The 14,965-nt window shown below is 64.6% G+C and carries 14 protein-coding genes; 6 read left to right on the top strand and 8 right to left on the bottom strand.

Translation table 11 applies throughout. The features are described 5' to 3' along the window. Window positions 1-50: 50 nt before the first annotated feature. The 4 genes from urtD to urtA all read right to left on the bottom strand — a co-directional run bounded on the left by urtD (window position 51) and on the right by urtA (window position 5,345). Window positions 51-914, bottom strand: coding sequence for an urea ABC transporter ATP-binding protein UrtD (gene urtD, locus OKW39_RS07955; RefSeq protein WP_090803371.1), 864 nt, complete (start codon window positions 912-914; stop codon window positions 51-53). Continuing rightward, entirely contained in the window at window positions 914-2,119 is a 1,206-nt protein-coding gene (gene urtC / locus OKW39_RS07950) for an urea ABC transporter permease subunit UrtC (RefSeq protein WP_429562384.1), read from the bottom strand. The genes urtD and urtC overlap by 1 nt, the downstream gene beginning before the upstream one ends. Before the next feature lies 1 nt (window position 2,120). Further along, a complete protein-coding gene (gene urtB / locus OKW39_RS07945) occupies window positions 2,121-3,755 on the bottom strand; it encodes an urea ABC transporter permease subunit UrtB (protein ID WP_429562383.1) in 1,635 nt (544 codons plus the stop codon). 291 nt (window positions 3,756-4,046) lie between these two features. Beyond that, entirely contained in the window at window positions 4,047-5,345 is a 1,299-nt protein-coding gene (gene urtA / locus OKW39_RS07940; RefSeq protein WP_184020929.1) for an urea ABC transporter substrate-binding protein, read from the bottom strand. 784 nt (window positions 5,346-6,129) lie between these two features. Here urtA and OKW39_RS07935 point away from each other — a divergent pair. Continuing rightward, on the top strand, window positions 6,130-6,279 hold the full coding sequence (locus OKW39_RS07935) for a hypothetical protein (protein ID WP_429362179.1): 150 nt from the start codon (window positions 6,130-6,132) through the stop codon (window positions 6,277-6,279). 32 nt (window positions 6,280-6,311) lie between these two features. On the opposite strand, the gene OKW39_RS07930 is transcribed toward OKW39_RS07935, so the two are convergent. The 4 genes from OKW39_RS07930 to OKW39_RS07915 form a co-directional block, all read right to left on the bottom strand. After that, window positions 6,312-6,797 carry a hypothetical protein gene (locus OKW39_RS07930; protein WP_429362177.1) on the bottom strand — a complete coding sequence of 162 codons (486 nt, stop codon included), beginning with the start codon at window positions 6,795-6,797 and terminating at the stop codon, window positions 6,312-6,314. Window positions 6,798-6,824: 27 nt separating this feature from the next. Further along, window positions 6,825-7,604 carry a hypothetical protein gene (locus OKW39_RS07925; protein ID WP_429562382.1) on the bottom strand — a complete coding sequence of 260 codons (780 nt, stop codon included), beginning with the start codon at window positions 7,602-7,604 and terminating at the stop codon, window positions 6,825-6,827. Between the two features lie 197 nt (window positions 7,605-7,801). After that, window positions 7,802-8,125 (bottom strand): rhodanese-like domain-containing protein, encoded by a 324-nt coding sequence (locus OKW39_RS07920; protein ID WP_018419659.1) that lies wholly within the window; start codon window positions 8,123-8,125, stop codon window positions 7,802-7,804. An 89-nt stretch (window positions 8,126-8,214) separates the two neighbouring features. Beyond that, window positions 8,215-8,868, bottom strand: coding sequence for a protein-L-isoaspartate O-methyltransferase family protein (locus tag OKW39_RS07915; protein WP_090805605.1), 654 nt, complete (start codon window positions 8,866-8,868; stop codon window positions 8,215-8,217). Window positions 8,869-9,157: 289 nt separating this feature from the next. Between OKW39_RS07915 and OKW39_RS07910 the strand changes: the two genes are divergently transcribed. From OKW39_RS07910 to OKW39_RS07890, 5 genes are all read left to right on the top strand, one after another. Then, on the top strand, window positions 9,158-10,246 hold the full coding sequence (locus OKW39_RS07910; protein ID WP_429562381.1) for a LacI family DNA-binding transcriptional regulator: 1,089 nt from the start codon (window positions 9,158-9,160) through the stop codon (window positions 10,244-10,246). Window positions 10,247-10,249: 3 nt separating this feature from the next. Next, entirely contained in the window at window positions 10,250-11,737 is a 1,488-nt protein-coding gene (locus OKW39_RS07905; protein WP_090803381.1) for a sugar ABC transporter ATP-binding protein, read from the top strand. Next, a complete protein-coding gene (locus tag OKW39_RS07900; RefSeq protein WP_090803383.1) occupies window positions 11,718-12,731 on the top strand; it encodes an ABC transporter permease in 1,014 nt (337 codons plus the stop codon). Before OKW39_RS07905 ends, OKW39_RS07900 begins: the two co-directional genes overlap by 20 nt. Before the next feature lie 147 nt (window positions 12,732-12,878). Continuing rightward, entirely contained in the window at window positions 12,879-13,841 is a 963-nt protein-coding gene (locus tag OKW39_RS07895) for a substrate-binding domain-containing protein (RefSeq protein ID WP_187611801.1), read from the top strand. A gap of 67 nt (window positions 13,842-13,908) precedes the next feature. After that, entirely contained in the window at window positions 13,909-14,958 is a 1,050-nt protein-coding gene (locus OKW39_RS07890; protein WP_429562380.1) for a sugar phosphate isomerase/epimerase family protein, read from the top strand. The last annotated feature ends 7 nt before the right edge of the window (window positions 14,959-14,965 follow it).

Here is a 14,965-nt window from a genome sequence, read left to right as displayed (position 1 = left end):
TGTTCAGTCGTCCTGTCGGGTTGACGATGCGGTGCCGCTTCCAGCAGCAATCAGCGGCCTAGATAAGACTCGATCACCGTCTCGTCGCGCTTGACTTCGTCGAGCGTGCCGTGCGCGAGCACGCGGCCTTCGGCCATCACCGTCACCTTGCCTGTGTCGCCCGCGAGCGCCGCGACGAACTCCATGTCGTGCTCGACGACCATCATCGAGCAGGTGCCACGCAGGTGGTTGAGCAATTCGGCGAGTTGCATCGTTTCGTCATCGGTCATGCCGGCCGCGGGTTCGTCGAGCAGCAGCAGCGCCGGTTGCTGCATCAGCAGCATGCCGATTTCGAGGCGCTGCTTCTGGCCGTGCGATAGCTCGCCGGCGAGCCTTCGCGCTTCGCTTTCCAGCCCGATCAGCGCGAGCGTTTCCTCGATGCGGGCCTGCGCGTCGCCATCGAGCCGCGCGCGCAGCGACGCCCACCAGCCCTTGTCGGTCTTCATCGCGAGTTCGAGGTTTTCCCACACCGGATGCTGCTCGAACACGGTCGGCTTCTGGAACTTGCGGCCGATGCCGGCGCGCACGATCGCCGGTTCGTTCATGCGCGTGAGATCGATCGACTGACCGAGAAACACCTTGCCGTGATCGGGCGCGGTCTTGCCCGTGATCACGTCCATCATCGTCGTCTTGCCCGCGCCGTTCGGGCCGATGATGCAGCGCAGTTCGCCCGCGTCGATCGCGAGCGACAGCGCGTTCAGCGCGCGAAAGCCGTCGAAGCTGACCGTCACGTCTTCGAGGTAGAGGATCGTGCCGTGCGATACGTCGATCTCGCCGGGCACGACCGCGTGTCCCATGCTCGCGACGCCGCTCAGCGAGCGTTCCGGTGGTGCTTCGGGCAAATCCAGATCGGGAACCATCGGGTTTTCGTTCATCAGCGGTTCCTTTTACGCGTCAGCAGATCGGCCAGCCCCATGATGCCGTTCGGCAGCAGCAGCGGCACCAGCACGAAGATCAGGCCGAGAAAGAACAGCCAGTATTCGGGGAAGTTCGCCGTGAAGAAACTCTTCGCACCGTTCACGGCGAACGCGCCGATGATGGGGCCGATCAGCGTGCCGCGTCCGCCGACCGCCACCCAGATCGCCATTTCGATCGAGTTGCCCGGCGACATCTCGCCCGGATTGATGATGCCGACCTGCGGCACGTACAACGCGCCCGCGATGCCGCACAGCACCGCCGACACGGTCCACACGAACAGCTTGTACGCGAGCGGGCTGTAGCCGAGGAACATCAGCCGCGTTTCGCCGTCGCGCACCGCGCTCACCACGCGGCCGAGCTTCGACGTGACGATCGCGCGCGCGCCGATGAACGCGGCGATCAGCACCGCGAACGTAATGAGCAGCAAGGCGGCGCGCGTGCCCTGATGCGTGATCGGAAATCCGCCGATGCGCTTGAAGTCGGTAAAGCCGTTATTGCCGCCGAAGCCCGTCTCGTTGCGAAAGAACAGCAGCATCGCGGCGAAGGTCATGGCCTGCGTGATGATCGACAGATAGACACCCTTCACGCGCGAGCGGAACGTGAAGAAGCCGAACACCCACGCGAGCACGGCGGGTACCAGCACGACGAGCAAGAGCGCGTAGCCGAGATGTTGCGTGCCCTGCCAGTACCACGGCAACTGGTGCCAGTCGAGAAACACCATGAAGTCGGGCAGATCGCTGCCGTACTTGCCGTCGCGGCCGATCGCGCGCATCAGGTACATGCCGATCGCGTAGCCGCCGAGCGCGAAGAACAAAGCGTGACCCAAACTCAGGATGCCGCAGTAGCCCCACACCAGATCGAGTGCGAGCGCGGCGATCGCATAGCACATGAACTTGCCGGTTAGCGTCATCGCATACGCGGACAGATGCAAGGCGCTCGTCTCCGGAATCACCAGCGCGGCGAACGGCACGCCGAGGCCGAACACGATCATCAGCGCGATCAGCGCGAGCCACGCGCGACGCGACAACAGCGCGGGCCGCGGTGGCAGGCCGAGCGCGAAGCCGGTGTTGGACTCGCGCGCGCCGCCAGCGCCAGCGCCAGCGGCACCGGCGCGCGACGACGAAGCGGAAGCGGGGTCTGCCGATGAAGTAGCCGATGTCATCTCATGCCTCCGCGCTACGGCCCTTCAAGGCGAACATGCCCTGCGGACGCTTCTGGATGAACAGCACGATCAGCACGAGCACCGCGATCTTCGCGAGCACCGCGCCCCAGAACGGTTCGATCGCCTTGCTGACGAGTCCCAGCCCGAAGCCGCCGAGCACGGTGCCCGCGAGCTGGCCGACGCCGCCGAGCACGACCGCCATGAACGAATCGATGATGTAGCTCTGGCCGAGGTCCGGCCCGACATTGCCGATCTGCGACAGCGCGCAGCCGCCGAGCCCCGCGATGCCCGCGCCGAACGCGAACGCATACGAATCGACGCGCGCGGTCTTCACGCCGACGCACGCGGCCATGCGACGGTTCTGCGTGACCGCGCGCACGAACAGACCCAGCCGCGTGCGCGTGAGCACGGCCCACGCGATCGCGACGACGATCAGCGAGAACGCGAGAATCGCGAGCCGGTTGTACGGCAGGATCAGATTCGGCAGCACGGTGACGCCGCCGCTCATCCACGACGGATTGACGACCTGGACGTTCTGCGCGCCGAACAGCATGCGGGTGGCCTGAATCAGGATCAGGCTCACGCCGAAGGTGGTCAGCAGCGTTTCGAGCGGGCGGCCGTACAGGTGCTTCAGCACGAGCCGTTCGAGCACGATGCCGACCAGCGCCGCCGCGACGAACGCGGCCGGTATCGCGAGTAGCGGATACCAGTCGAACGCGTTAGGCGCGAAACGCTGAACGAGGTTCTGCACGACGTAGGTCGCGTACGCGCCGATCATCAGGAATTCGCCGTGCGCCATGTTGATCACGCCGATCAGGCCATATGTGATGGCGAGGCCGAGCGCGGCGAGCAGCAGCACGCTGCCGAGCGACAGCCCCGCGAACAGCGTGCCCGCGATCTGGCTGCGGCGCTGGATCGCATCGAGCTCATCGATGCCGCTTTGCGCGGCCGCGCGCACGCGTTCGTCGGCTTCGGCAAACGTGCCGTCGGCTTTCTTCGCGACCAGCGGGCGCAGCAGTTCGTTCATGTCGAGGTCGTGGCGCGCGGCGACCAGTTGCACCGCATCGAGGCGCTTGGCCGGATCCGGGTCGTGCAATGCGCTCATCGCCCACAGCGTGTCGAGACGTTTCTTCAGAGCGGGATCGGTTTCTTTTGCGCGCGCCGCGTCGACGAGTGGCTTGATCGACGGATCGGGGTTTTGCAGCAGCGCATCGACGGCGGCTGCGCGTGTCGCCTGGTCGGGCGAGGCGAGTTGCAGACCCGACAGCGCGCCCGCCACTTTCGAGCGCAGCAGGTTGTTCAGCGTGACCGGTTGCGCGTCGCTCGTGGCGACGGGCTGGCCGGTGACGGCATCGCGGGTGGCGTCGCCGTCCTGCAGCAGTACCGCGCCTGCGTCGGTGGCGAGCGCGTTGTCGTCGGCGAGCGCCTTGAGCACCGCGAGCGACGCGGCATCGTGCGTCGAGATCAGCTTGTCGATCGCGGCGGACTTCGCCTCGAAGTCGTCGCCCGCGAGCGGCGCGACGTCGGCCTGGGTCAGCGCGAATGCGGCGCCCGGCGCGGCGGCGAGAAGGACCGCGAGCGGCACCAGGAGCGTCGCGCCGCGTCGTCGTACGGAAGTCGGAAATGAAAACGCCATGATGGCCTTTTGCACTGGGTTGAATCGATGAGCCGCTCGAGAGCGCGAGGGCGGCGCGTCAGACGTCGGCGCCGCTTCAGCGGGACGTTGCCGCGCCTTGGCGTGCGCGGTCACGCCGCGCGACGCAGCGAACGCGCGGCGGCGGCGCGAAGCGCAGGGCGTCCGGGTCACGTGCGAGCCGCGCGCGCGTCGGCACGCAGGTCGCGCGTCGCGACCGGAGCGGCGATACCCGCGCGGTGACCCGCGCGCCACACCGCCGCCGCGAGCCGCAACGAGGCTCACGCCGACACGTCATGCGACGCGCGAGCGCCGCAGGAACGCCGGAATCGAGCTGACCACATCCGGCTTGCCAGCATTGCCGGCGATGAACGGGCTCCACGGTTGCGCGCGAATCGGTCCCTTGGTGTGCCACACGACGTTGAACTGGCCATCCGCGCGTACCTCGCCGATCATCACCGGCTTGTGCAGATGGTGGTTGCCGTCCATCTCCAGCGTGAAGCCCGACGGTGCGGCGAAAGTCTGGCCGACCATCGCGACGCGCACCTTGTCGACCTCGGTGCTCTTTGCTTTCTCGACCGCCTGCTTCCACATATGCATGCCGACGAAGGTCGCTTCCATCGGATCGTTGGTCACGCGCTTCGTGCCGCCCGGCAGGTTGTTGTCCTTGACCCACGTGGCCCATTGCTTCTTGAACTTCTCGTTGGTCGGGTTGCGCAACGACATGAAGTAGTTCCAGGCCGCGAGATTGCCGACGAGCGGCTTCGTATCGATGCCGCGCAGCTCCTCTTCGCCGACCGAGAACGCGACGACCGGCACATCCGATGCCTTCAGCCCCTGGTTGCCGAGCTCCTTGTAGAACGGCACGTTCGAATCGCCGTTCACGGTCGAGATCACGGCAGTCTTGCCGCCTTGCGAGAAGGTCTTGATGTTCGCGACGATGGTCTGATAGTCGCTGTGTCCGAACGGTGTATAGACTTCCTGAATGTCGGCTTCCTGCACGCCCTTCGATTTGAGGAACGCGCGCAGGATCTTGTTGGTCGTGCGCGGATACACATAGTCGGTGCCGAGCAGGAAGAAGCGCTTCGCGCCGCCGCCTTCGGCGCTCATCAGGTATTCGGTCGCGGGAATCGCCTGCTGGTTCGGCGCGGCGCCCGTATAGAACACGTTGCGCGACATTTCCTCGCCTTCGTACTGCACCGGATAGAACAGCAGGCCGTTCAGTTCCTCGAACACCGGCAGCACCGACTTGCGCGACACCGAGGTCCAGCAGCCGAACACCACCGCGCACTTGTCCTGCGTCAGAAGCTGGCGCGCCTTCTCGGCGAACAGCGGCCAGTTCGACGCCGGGTCGACGACCACCGGCTGGATCTGACGGCCCATCACACCGCCGTTCTTGTTGATGTCGGCGATCGTCATCAACGCGGTGTCTTTCAGCGACGTTTCGGAGATCGCCATCGTGCCGGACAGCGAATGCAGGATGCCCACCTTGATCGGGCCGCTATCGGACTGCGCGTGCGCGAACGGCACACGGCCCGCGAGCGCGAGCGCGCCGGACATGGAGCCGAACTTCAACAGACTGCGACGTTTCATGTGCTTTCCCCTTGTCATTGATGGTCACTGTTTATGAGCGTCGATTTCAGCCAGCCTGGCTGAGGTCGCACGACTAGCCACTTGTCTTCTGCAAGGCACATGCCATGTGACACATTCGGTGCGATGCGCGTGCGATGCCCGTTGCGGCGCGGCTATCGGCGCGAGGGCGTTGCGTCGAGCCATCGATGCCGCGGCGCGAAACTGGTGCAGTCGCGCGCGCCGCGCCTCGTTCAGGTGCGTGTCGCGCCGCGACGAAGCGCACTTTGCCGCCAGCGAAGCGCCGCTGGCGCGCGCTGGGCATCGGCGGTGCATGGGCGGTGCATGGGCGGGATCGGGGCGCCGCGTCTTTGTGCATGACGTGCGCTCTGGCTACATCGGACGACCAGTGATGCGGAACAAGGAGGCCCGACATGAGCGAACGGGCGCAGGCCGGGGAAATAGACAATGCTTGCCTGCTACCACGCGAAAGGCGGAGGGCAGCGCACCCGGTTTATCGGACGCGAGCGCGGCTATCGCGGCGTCGGGTTCGGCTTCGGTGGGATTTCGGTCTGTGGTATGGCGCTGAATCAGGCGGCGTGGGTACAAAAAAGCCGACTCGCGAGGGTCGGCTTTCCGTTTGCCAGTGTCCTGAGATACAAGCGCGGGTTTGGAGCCGGTCCAACTACGGATCCATCCGATAATTGTCCTCACATCGCTAACAGAAAACGAATGCTTCGGCGAGAGCAATACGCGCGAGACAACATTTTGCTCTGCGAAGTCCAGCATCCGTAACGACATCACCTGCTTGAAAAGCAGAACCTCCCTCTATCTCACCATTGACGCGCTTGAAGCCAAGCTCCAACTCGCTCTCATCGCGACGGTGCTCAATCCGAAAGAGCTCTGCGTCGTGGAAGCTGGGGAGATTCTGGAGATCCCGCACGTTTGCGTAATTTGACTTTTTCATTCACTTCACCGCATCATCCTAGCTCAATCGAACGATTCGGGAGCGACTGTGCCGCCTTCAATCACCAAATGTTTCGCATTGCGTTTCGACTCGAAGAACCGCCAGTTCTCCTGATCCGATGTTACGTCCGGGGCTACAATCAAACGGAACGTTTGCGACAAAGACACGACCAGGCCGCAGTCCGAGTTGGCCGATATGCTCTCGACAATGATGGGTCCATTCCGCGCTAACAATTGCCGCAGACGCAGTGCAAATGCGTTAGCCTCCTCGTCGGGGCCGCTGAGCGACTCGTCAGTTGCTATGATTTTGCCAGCCTCGCTCAGCGTCCAGGCGCACTGGATATGAAGAGCCCATGCGCTGACCTGCCTGGTTACACCATAAAAGTTTTTCGCTTCGTGCTTCGGACCAAAACCCAAGGTAAGCATATCCGCTGCACGACTGACGCCGCTCCATTCCAAGCCTTCAAGTACCGACAAGCGGCGCTCGATTTCTCGTTGATCGTTAATCATTAAGATTCCTCCTCAAACTGTCGGGTGTCACCACAGGTTGAACATGTCTTTTGCCCGTTCCATGATCTCGTGAAATCCCATGGGAGGCTCACTGCCGAGTTCATAATGAAGCCGCTGGGCCTGATCGGGAGTCAGGCGCAAAATTCTGGCAACGTCATTGGTCTGTCTGTTCTGTGCGAAATTGTTTCGCGGCCTTCCTTCGCTACCGGCCAATTCCATCGCGTCGCCGATCGGCATACCAGGCTGGTAGTCGAACGGCTGTGCATTGCCGAGCAGTTTTGAGGTGTGCCTATCGTCGGCGATATCGCGTCCATCTCTAGCTGCGCGCGCGACAATGAACTTGCTTTGCCGAGTGGCTGGATAAGAGCGGCCGAACAGCATGGATTCGCCGTTCGGGAATTCGACCGCGCTCACCCCGAGATTTCTCAACGGCGCGCTGTTGGGTGGCGGAAACAGGTCAGCACGACGACCTTTAACGGCAAGTAGGGAGCCCCGCCGCACTTCAGCGAAAAGCGCACTGATGACCCACCATCCATCGCTGTCGGGTTCATGGTCTCGCAAAGCTTGAAACGCCAGGGAGAGACGCCACCCGATGCTTTCGATCAGCTCCCGGTCCCGTTCCCACTCCCGATGGTTCAGTTCGGCAATGCCCAGAAATTCTCGGGTATCTGCTTTGGCCCTCTCGAGGTCGGCGGCCTTCCTCAGGCACGCCTTGTAATGCCACTCGTCACAGATTACATAACAAGCACCCAAGGGCCTCTGACAGCGCAGCTCCACGGAGTGCATCTCAAACACGGACAAGGACATAGGTATTGTCGACGATCTATATGAAGTCGCTGCCCGGATCGGCAGCGATCAGATAATCACCGTGCGACAGGTTGTCCGTACATGGGCGATGGCCCAAAATTTTGGCTGCTCTAGCGAGCGTGCGCAGCACCAAAGACAAACGGCGCAAGGACCGTCAGCCCTTGCGCCGCTTCAACGCGCTACCTTCGCGCCGAATCTCAGTAAGTCGGAACCGACGGATCGACCTGACGCGACCACGCGTCGATCCCGCCTTGCAGATTGAACACGTTGGTGTGTCCGCGCGATTCGAGGAACATCGCGACCTGCGCGCTGCGCGCACCGTGATGGCAGATGCAGACGATCTGCGCGTCGTCATCGAGTTCTTCGCTGCGCGCGGGAATCTCGCGCATCGGAATCGACACGATGCCGGCGATCGACGCCGTTTGCAGTTCCCACGGCTCGCGTACGTCGAGCAGCACGGGTGCGGGGCGCGAGGTATCGGCGAGCCATTCGGCGAGTGCGGGAGCGGTCAGGTTTTGCATCAGCGAGACATCCAGTTCGTGGGACGGCGGCTTACTCGCCGCCCGTCCAGATCAATAATACAGCGCGAAGCGCAGCGAAAAAGTGCCGCTTAGAACCTGAACCGCGCCGGCTGCACTGCGTTGGCGAGCGGCTCGACATAGGTTTCGAACACGTCGGAGATGCGGTATTGCTTCTCGTCGATGCGCGTGATGATTTGCGCCTTCATCACCGGCGCGCTGCCGACGAACGCCGCGAGACGGCCGCCGACCTTCAGCTGTTCGAGGATTTCCTGCGGCAGCACCGGCAGACCGCCCGACACGCAGATCACGTCGTACGGTGCTGCGCCGGTCCAGCCGCGCGCGGCGTCGCCGGTCGCGACTTCGACGTTCAGCACGCCGTTGGCGATCAGGTTGCTCTTCGCGAACTCGGCCAGCTCCGGTTCGATGTCGACGCTCAACACGTGTTGCGCGCGATGCGCGAGCAGCGCCGCCATGTAACCCGAGCCCGCGCCGATTTCCAGCACGCTTTCGTGCTTCTTCACCGCGAGTTCCTGCAGCACGCGCGCCTCGACGCGCGGCGCCAGCATGTGCTGGCCGGCCGGCAGCGGCACTTCGAAGTCCGCAAAAGCCAGGTCGCGGTAAGCGGCGGGGACGAAATTCTCACGTTTGACGATCGACAGCAGATTCAGCACGTCCTGGTCGAGCACTTCCCAGGGGCGGATCTGCTGTTCGATCATGTTGAAACGCGCTTGCTCGATGTTCATGGTGGATTCGGCGGTTTTGGTTTGGCGAGCGGGCGGCGGCTGCCGCAGACTTTTGTCCTGACCCGGCCCCGGCGGATTGCCGGCGGCCGCGGCTTCGGAGCAAGGCATTCGCATCGCAAGCCGCGTCAGGGGAACTGCGGGATTGTATCAAATGGCGGACTCGCGCCGGCCGCTCGCGGGCAAGCGCCAGGCCGGGCGGCCCCCGTGTTAATCCCTAGCGATCCGTCCTTGCGATTCGCGTCGCCATCGCCACAAAATGTAATCGATTACATTTTTGCTGCGAGGTCGTGTGTCCCGAACGCCGTCCCGATCGTCGCCGGCCGTGGTGTCCGGCGCGAGCAGTCAACTGCAACCTCAGCCGCAGAGGCGCTCGCCGCGCGCGGCCGACGGCCCGTCGATCGCCGGCGTGGCCGAGCAGGCGGGCGTGTCGGTCGCGACGGTGTCGCGCGTGCTGAACGGCCACGAGAACGTGCGGCCCGCTACCCGCGACAGGGTGCTCGCCGCGATCGACGCGAGCGGCTACCGCGTCAACGAACTTGCGCGCAATCTGCGCACCGCCGAAAGCCGCCTGCTGCTGACGATGGTGCCGGACTTCGGCAATCCGTTTTACGCGGAGATCGTGCGCGGTATCGACAGCGTCGCGCGTCGGCACGGCTATTTCATGCTGCTATGCGACACCGGCGCGGACCCGGGGCGTGAGCGCAGCTACTTCGACATGCTGCGGCGGCGCCGCGCGGACGGCGCGATCTGCCTCGATCCGGCGACGATCCAGCAGGCGCTCGGCGAGGCGTCGCAGGCGCTGCCGTGGGTCGCGTGCTGCGAGTTCGATCCGCAGATGGGCGTGCCCTACGTCGGCATCGACAACTACCGCGCGGCCGGCGACGCGGTGCGCCACCTGCTCACGCGCGGCCACCGGCGCATCGGCTTGATCAATTCCGACATCGACTATCTGTATGCGCGCCAGCGTCAGCAGGGCTACCTCGACGCATTGAGCGACGCGGGCATCGCGCCCGACCCGCGCTGGCGCATGAATCTGAACAGCCTCGATTACGAGGCGGGTGCCTCGGCCGCGGCTGGCTTGATGCTGCAGCCCGACGCGCCGAGCGCGATTTTCGCGGTGTCGGACACGCTCGCGATCGGCGTGATCCACGGCTTGCGCAGCGTCGGCAAGCGCGTGCCCGACGACGTCGCCGTGGCCGGCTTCGACGACATCTCGCTCGCCGCGCAGATCGATCCGCCGCTCACGACGATCGCGCAGCCGATGCGCGAGCTCGGCGAGACCGCCGCGCGTCTGTTGCTGCAACGCCTCGCGAATCCGCAGGCCAACGTGCCGGGCGTGCTGCTGCCGCATCGCCTCGTGATCCGTGGGAGTGCGTGAGCCATGAGCCTCGCGATCCGTTTCGACGACATCCGCAAGGACTTCGGGCCCGTACGCGTGCTGCACGGCGTGAGCTTCGAACTCGCACCCGGCCGCATCTACGGTCTGCTCGGCGAGAACGGCGCGGGCAAGTCGACGCTGATGAAAATCCTCGCTGGCTATGAAACGGCAACGTCAGGCAGCGTGCTGGTCGACGGCCACGCGCAGCGCTTCGCCGGCTCACGCGACGCCGAGGCGCAGGGCATCGTGTTGATCCACCAGGAGTTCAACCTCGCCGAGCATCTGACGATCGCGCAGAACATGTACCTCGGTCACGAGAAGCGCCGCGGCTGGTTAGTCGACGATGCCGCGATGCGCAGCGACGCCGCGCGCTATCTCGCGCAGGTCGGGCTCGAGCGCGCGCCGGACACGAAGGTGCGCGAGCTGATCGTCGCGGAAAAGCAGATGGTCGAGATCGCGAAGGCGCTGTCGCGCCGTGCGCGTCTCCTGATCATGGACGAGCCGACCGCGACGCTGACGCCCGCCGAGACCGAACGGCTCTTCGCGCTGATGCTGAAGCTCAAGGCCGATGGCGTGACGATCGTCTACATCTCGCACAAGCTCGATGAAGTGGAGCGCATCACCGACGAAGTGATCGTGATGCGCGATGGCCGCTTCGTCGCGCGCGGTGAAACCGCGGGGCTCGCGCGTCAGCAGATGGCGAACCTGATGGTCGGGCGCGACGTGTCCGACATGTTCCCCGACAAGCAGACGGTGCCCGCCGACACGCCGATCGCGTTGCGTGTGAACGGCCTGACGGTGCCCGACTGGGTCGAGGATCTGAGCTTCGAGGTGCGCGCGGGCGAAGTGCTCGGCTTCGCGGGCCTCGTCGGCGCGGGCCGCACCGAGGCGTTCGAGGCGATCATCGGCTTGCGCAAACGCACGGGCGGCACGATTGAAATCGCCGGCCGGGCAGTCGATCTGAAGAACCCGCGCGACGCGATGCGCCACGGTCTCACGTATCTGAGCGAGGACCGTAAGGGCAAGGGTCTGCACGTCGACCTGAGCCTGCAGGACAACGTCACGCTGATGACGCTCGAACGCTACGCGCATCCGCTGCTCGACATGAAAGCGGGGCGCGCGGCCTTGCAGAAGGCCGTCGGCGAATTCGGCATTCGTACCGGCGACCTGTCGAGCCGCGCGCGCATGCTGTCGGGCGGCAACCAGCAGAAGCTCGCGCTCGCGAAGTTCCTGCAGCCCGACCCGAACGTGATCGTGCTCGACGAGCCGACGCGCGGCGTCGACGTCGGCGCGAAACGCGACATCTACTTCCTGATTCATCGTCTCGCCGCGCAGGGCCGTGCGGTGATCGTCATTTCATCCGAACTGGTCGAGCTGATCGGCTTGTGCCATCGCGTCGCCGTCATGCGCGCGGGACATCTGCAAGCGACGCTGACGCTCGAGCATCTGACTGAACAGGAGTTGATCGCTCATGCGACCGGCACCCACTGAAGCCGTGCAATCACGGCGCGCGCTGCGCGTCGCGCAGCGGCTCTATACGCTCGGGCCGCTCGCCGGGCTGATCTTGCTGTGCATCGTCGGCACGCTGCTCAATCGCGACTTCGCGACGCTCGACAACCTGATGAACGTGCTCACGCGCACGTCGTTCATCGGCATCATCGCGGTCGGCATGACCTTCGTGATCATCTCGGGCGGCATCGATCTGTCGGTCGGCTCGATGGCCGCGCTGATCGCGGGCATCATGATCTGGCTGATGAACGGGCTCGCGGCGGGCGCCGCCGGTCATGCGTTGCCGCCGCTCGTGATCGTGACGATCGGCATCGTCGCGGCGTTCGTGCTCGGCGCGCTGTTCGGCTGCGCGCATGGGCTGTTGATCACCAAAGGGCGCATCGAGCCGTTCATCGTCACCCTGGGCACGCTCGGGATTTTTCGCGCGGTACTGACATGGCTGGCCGATGGCGGCGCGCTGACGCTCAATGATTCGCTATCGGACCTCTACGGTCCCGTCTATTACGCGAGCCTGTTCGGCGTGCCGGTGCCGATCTGGGTGTTTCTCGTGGTCGCGGCCGGCGGCGCGCTGATCCTCAATCGCACCGCGTTCGGCCGGCACGTGCAGGCGATCGGCTCGAACGAACAGGTCGCGCGTTATGCGGCGATTCGCGTCGATACGGTGAAGATCGTCACTTATGTGCTGCTGGGGATTTGCGTGGGCGTGGCCACCGTGCTCTACGTGCCGCGCCTCGGCTCCGCCACGCCGACCACGGGCCTGTTGTGGGAGCTCGAAGCGATCGCGTCGGTGGTGGTCGGCGGCACCGCGCTCAAGGGCGGCGAGGGACGCGTGATCGGCACCGTGATCGGCGCGATCCTGCTATCGGTGATCGCGAACATCCTGAACCTGACCAGCATCATCAGCGTGTATCTGAACGCGGCGGTGCAGGGCGTCGTGATTATTTTCGTCGCGTTCGTGCAGCGTGGGCGGCGCTAGCCGCGCACTTCCAGCGGCGCGAGCGCAGTGAACAAAGCGCGCTGAACAAATCGCAGCGAAGCAGGCGTAGCAAAGCAGGCGCGGTAAACCAACGGCAGGTCCGAAAAATCGAGGCGAGCGAACGCCTCATGATTGGAGACACACACCATGAAGCAAGTCATTCGAGCGATCGGCGCCGGCGTGCTGGCGTTGGGGATACTGGGCACGAGCGGCGCGGCGCGCGCCGACGACAAGGTCACGCTGGGCGTCGCGATTCCGACGGCCGATCACGGCTTCACCGGCGGCATCGTCTGGTGGGCGAACAAGGCGAAGGCGGATCTCGAGAAGGCGCATCCCGATCTGAAAGTGATCGTGAAAACGGCCGCCAACGCGCCCGAGCAGGCGAACCAGTTGCAGGATCTCGTGACGGTCAACAAGATCAACGCGCTCGTGATCTTCCCGTACGAATCGGCGACGCTGACACAGCCGGTCGAGCAGGTGAAGAAGAAAGGCGTGTACGTGACGGTGGTCGATCGCGGCCTGACGAACACGAGCGCGCAGGACGCCTACGTGGCCGGCGACAACACCGCGTTCGGCAAGATTCCCGCCGAATATCTGGCGAAGGCACTCGACGGCAAGGGCAACGTCGTCGCGCTGCGCGGCATTCCGACCACGCTCGACAACGAACGCTGGAGCGCCTTCACCGGCGTGATGAAAAACTATCCGGACATCAAGATTCTCGACGCGAAATACGCGAACTGGAATCGCGACGACGCGTTCAAGGTGATGCAGGACTACCTGACGCGCTTCAAGCACATCGACGCCGTATGGGCCGCCGACGACGACATGGCGGTCGGCGTGCTGAAGGCGATCGATCAGGCGAAGCGCAACGACATCAAGATCGTGTTCGGCGGCGCGGGCTCGAAGGGCATGGTGAAGAACGTGATGGACGGCGCGCCGATGATCAAGGCCGACGTGTCGTACTCGCCGAAATTCATCTACGACGCGATCAAGCTGACGGCCGAAGCGCGGCTGAAGGGCGACAAGCTGCCGGCCACCACGATCATTCCGTCGGTGCTGATCACGAAGGAAAACGCCCAGCAGTTCTATTTCCCCGACTCGCCGTTCTGAGCGGCGCGCCGAGCATCGTCTAGCACGCGCGGGCGCGGCCCGCGCGCAAAGTTCGAGGAACCGTACGATGAAAACCATCAAAGGGCCGGCGATTTTTCTCGCGCAGTTCGTGGGCGACGACGTGCCGTTCGACAACCTCGCGCATCTCGCGGATTGGGCCGCGGGTCTCGGCTTCAAGGGCATCCAGGTGCCGTGCGACCCGCGCCTGATCGATCTCGACAAGGCGGCCGCGAGCGACGCGTATTGCGACGAACTGCGCGAGAGCGTCGACAACGCGGGCGTCGCGATCACCGAACTATCGACCCATCTGCAAGGGCAACTGGTCGCCGTGCATCCGGCTTACGACACGCTGTTCGACGGCTTCGCCGCGCCGCAGGTGCGCGGCAATCCGGCGGCGCGCACCGAATGGGCGATCGCGCAGATCAAGCTCGCGGCGCAGGCGTCGCGTCGTTTGGGCCTGAGCACGCACGTGTCGTTTTCGGGCGCGCTCGCGTGGCCGTATCTGTACCCGTGGCCGCAGCGGGCGGCCGGTCTCGTCGAAGCCGCGTTCGAAGAGCTCGCGCGCCGCTGGACGCCGATTCTCGATGCGTTCGACGCGGCTGGCGTCGATGTCTGCTACGAACTGCATCCGGGCGAAGACCTGCACGACGGCGTGACGTTCGAGCGCTTTCTCGCGGCGGTCGATGAGCATCCGCGCGCGAACATCCTGTACGACCCGAGCCACTTCGTGCTGCAACAGCTCGACTATCTCGCGTTCATCGATATCTACCACGAGCGCATCAAGGCGTTTCATGTGAAGGACGCGGAGTTTCGTCCGACCGGCAAGCAGGGCGTGTACGGCGGCTACAGCGGCTGGGTCGAACGCGCGGGGCGGTTTCGCTCGCTCGGCGATGGGCAGATCGACTTCGGCGCGATCTTCTCGAAGATGGCGCAGATCGATTTTCCGGGCTGGGCCGTGCTCGAATGGGAATGCGCATTGAAGCATCCGCACGACGGCGCGCGCGAAGGCGCGGCGTTCATTCGCCGGCACATCATCCACGTGGCCGAGCGTGCGTTCGATGACTTCGCGGGAAGCGGTGTCGATACCGCGCAGTTAAAAAGCGTGCTCGGCATCTGACGGCCGG

The sequence above is a fragment of the Paraburkholderia sp. MM6662-R1 genome (assembly GCF_050436245.1).
GTDB classification, from domain to species: domain Bacteria; phylum Pseudomonadota; class Gammaproteobacteria; order Burkholderiales; family Burkholderiaceae; genus Paraburkholderia; species Paraburkholderia tuberum.
Note: the sequence above shows the minus strand (reverse complement) of the source record. Positions and strands in the feature narration are given on the sequence as shown.

Excerpts from the sequence above, each read along its gene's own strand:
- OKW39_RS07905 (WP_090803381.1), top strand. The coding sequence starts at position 10,250 with ATGAGCCTCGCGATCCGTTTCGACGACATCCGCAAGGACTTCGGGCCC.
- OKW39_RS07890 (WP_429562380.1), top strand. The coding sequence starts at position 13,909 with ATGAAAACCATCAAAGGGCCGGCGATTTTTCTCGCGCAGTTCGTGGGC.
- OKW39_RS07930 (WP_429362177.1), bottom strand. The coding sequence starts at position 6,797 with ATGATTAACGATCAACGAGAAATCGAGCGCCGCTTGTCGGTACTTGAA.
- OKW39_RS07920 (WP_018419659.1), bottom strand. The coding sequence starts at position 8,125 with ATGCAAAACCTGACCGCTCCCGCACTCGCCGAATGGCTCGCCGATACC.
- urtB (WP_429562383.1), bottom strand. The coding sequence starts at position 3,755 with ATGGCGTTTTCATTTCCGACTTCCGTACGACGACGCGGCGCGACGCTC.
- urtD (WP_090803371.1), bottom strand. The coding sequence starts at position 914 with ATGAACGAAAACCCGATGGTTCCCGATCTGGATTTGCCCGAAGCACCA.
- OKW39_RS07925 (WP_429562382.1), bottom strand. The coding sequence starts at position 7,604 with ATGTCCTTGTCCGTGTTTGAGATGCACTCCGTGGAGCTGCGCTGTCAG.
- OKW39_RS07900 (WP_090803383.1), top strand. The coding sequence starts at position 11,718 with ATGCGACCGGCACCCACTGAAGCCGTGCAATCACGGCGCGCGCTGCGC.
- OKW39_RS07915 (WP_090805605.1), bottom strand. The coding sequence starts at position 8,868 with ATGAACATCGAGCAAGCGCGTTTCAACATGATCGAACAGCAGATCCGC.
- OKW39_RS07895 (WP_187611801.1), top strand. The coding sequence starts at position 12,879 with ATGAAGCAAGTCATTCGAGCGATCGGCGCCGGCGTGCTGGCGTTGGGG.
- urtA (WP_184020929.1), bottom strand. The coding sequence starts at position 5,345 with ATGAAACGTCGCAGTCTGTTGAAGTTCGGCTCCATGTCCGGCGCGCTC.
- urtC (WP_429562384.1), bottom strand. The coding sequence starts at position 2,119 with ATGACATCGGCTACTTCATCGGCAGACCCCGCTTCCGCTTCGTCGTCG.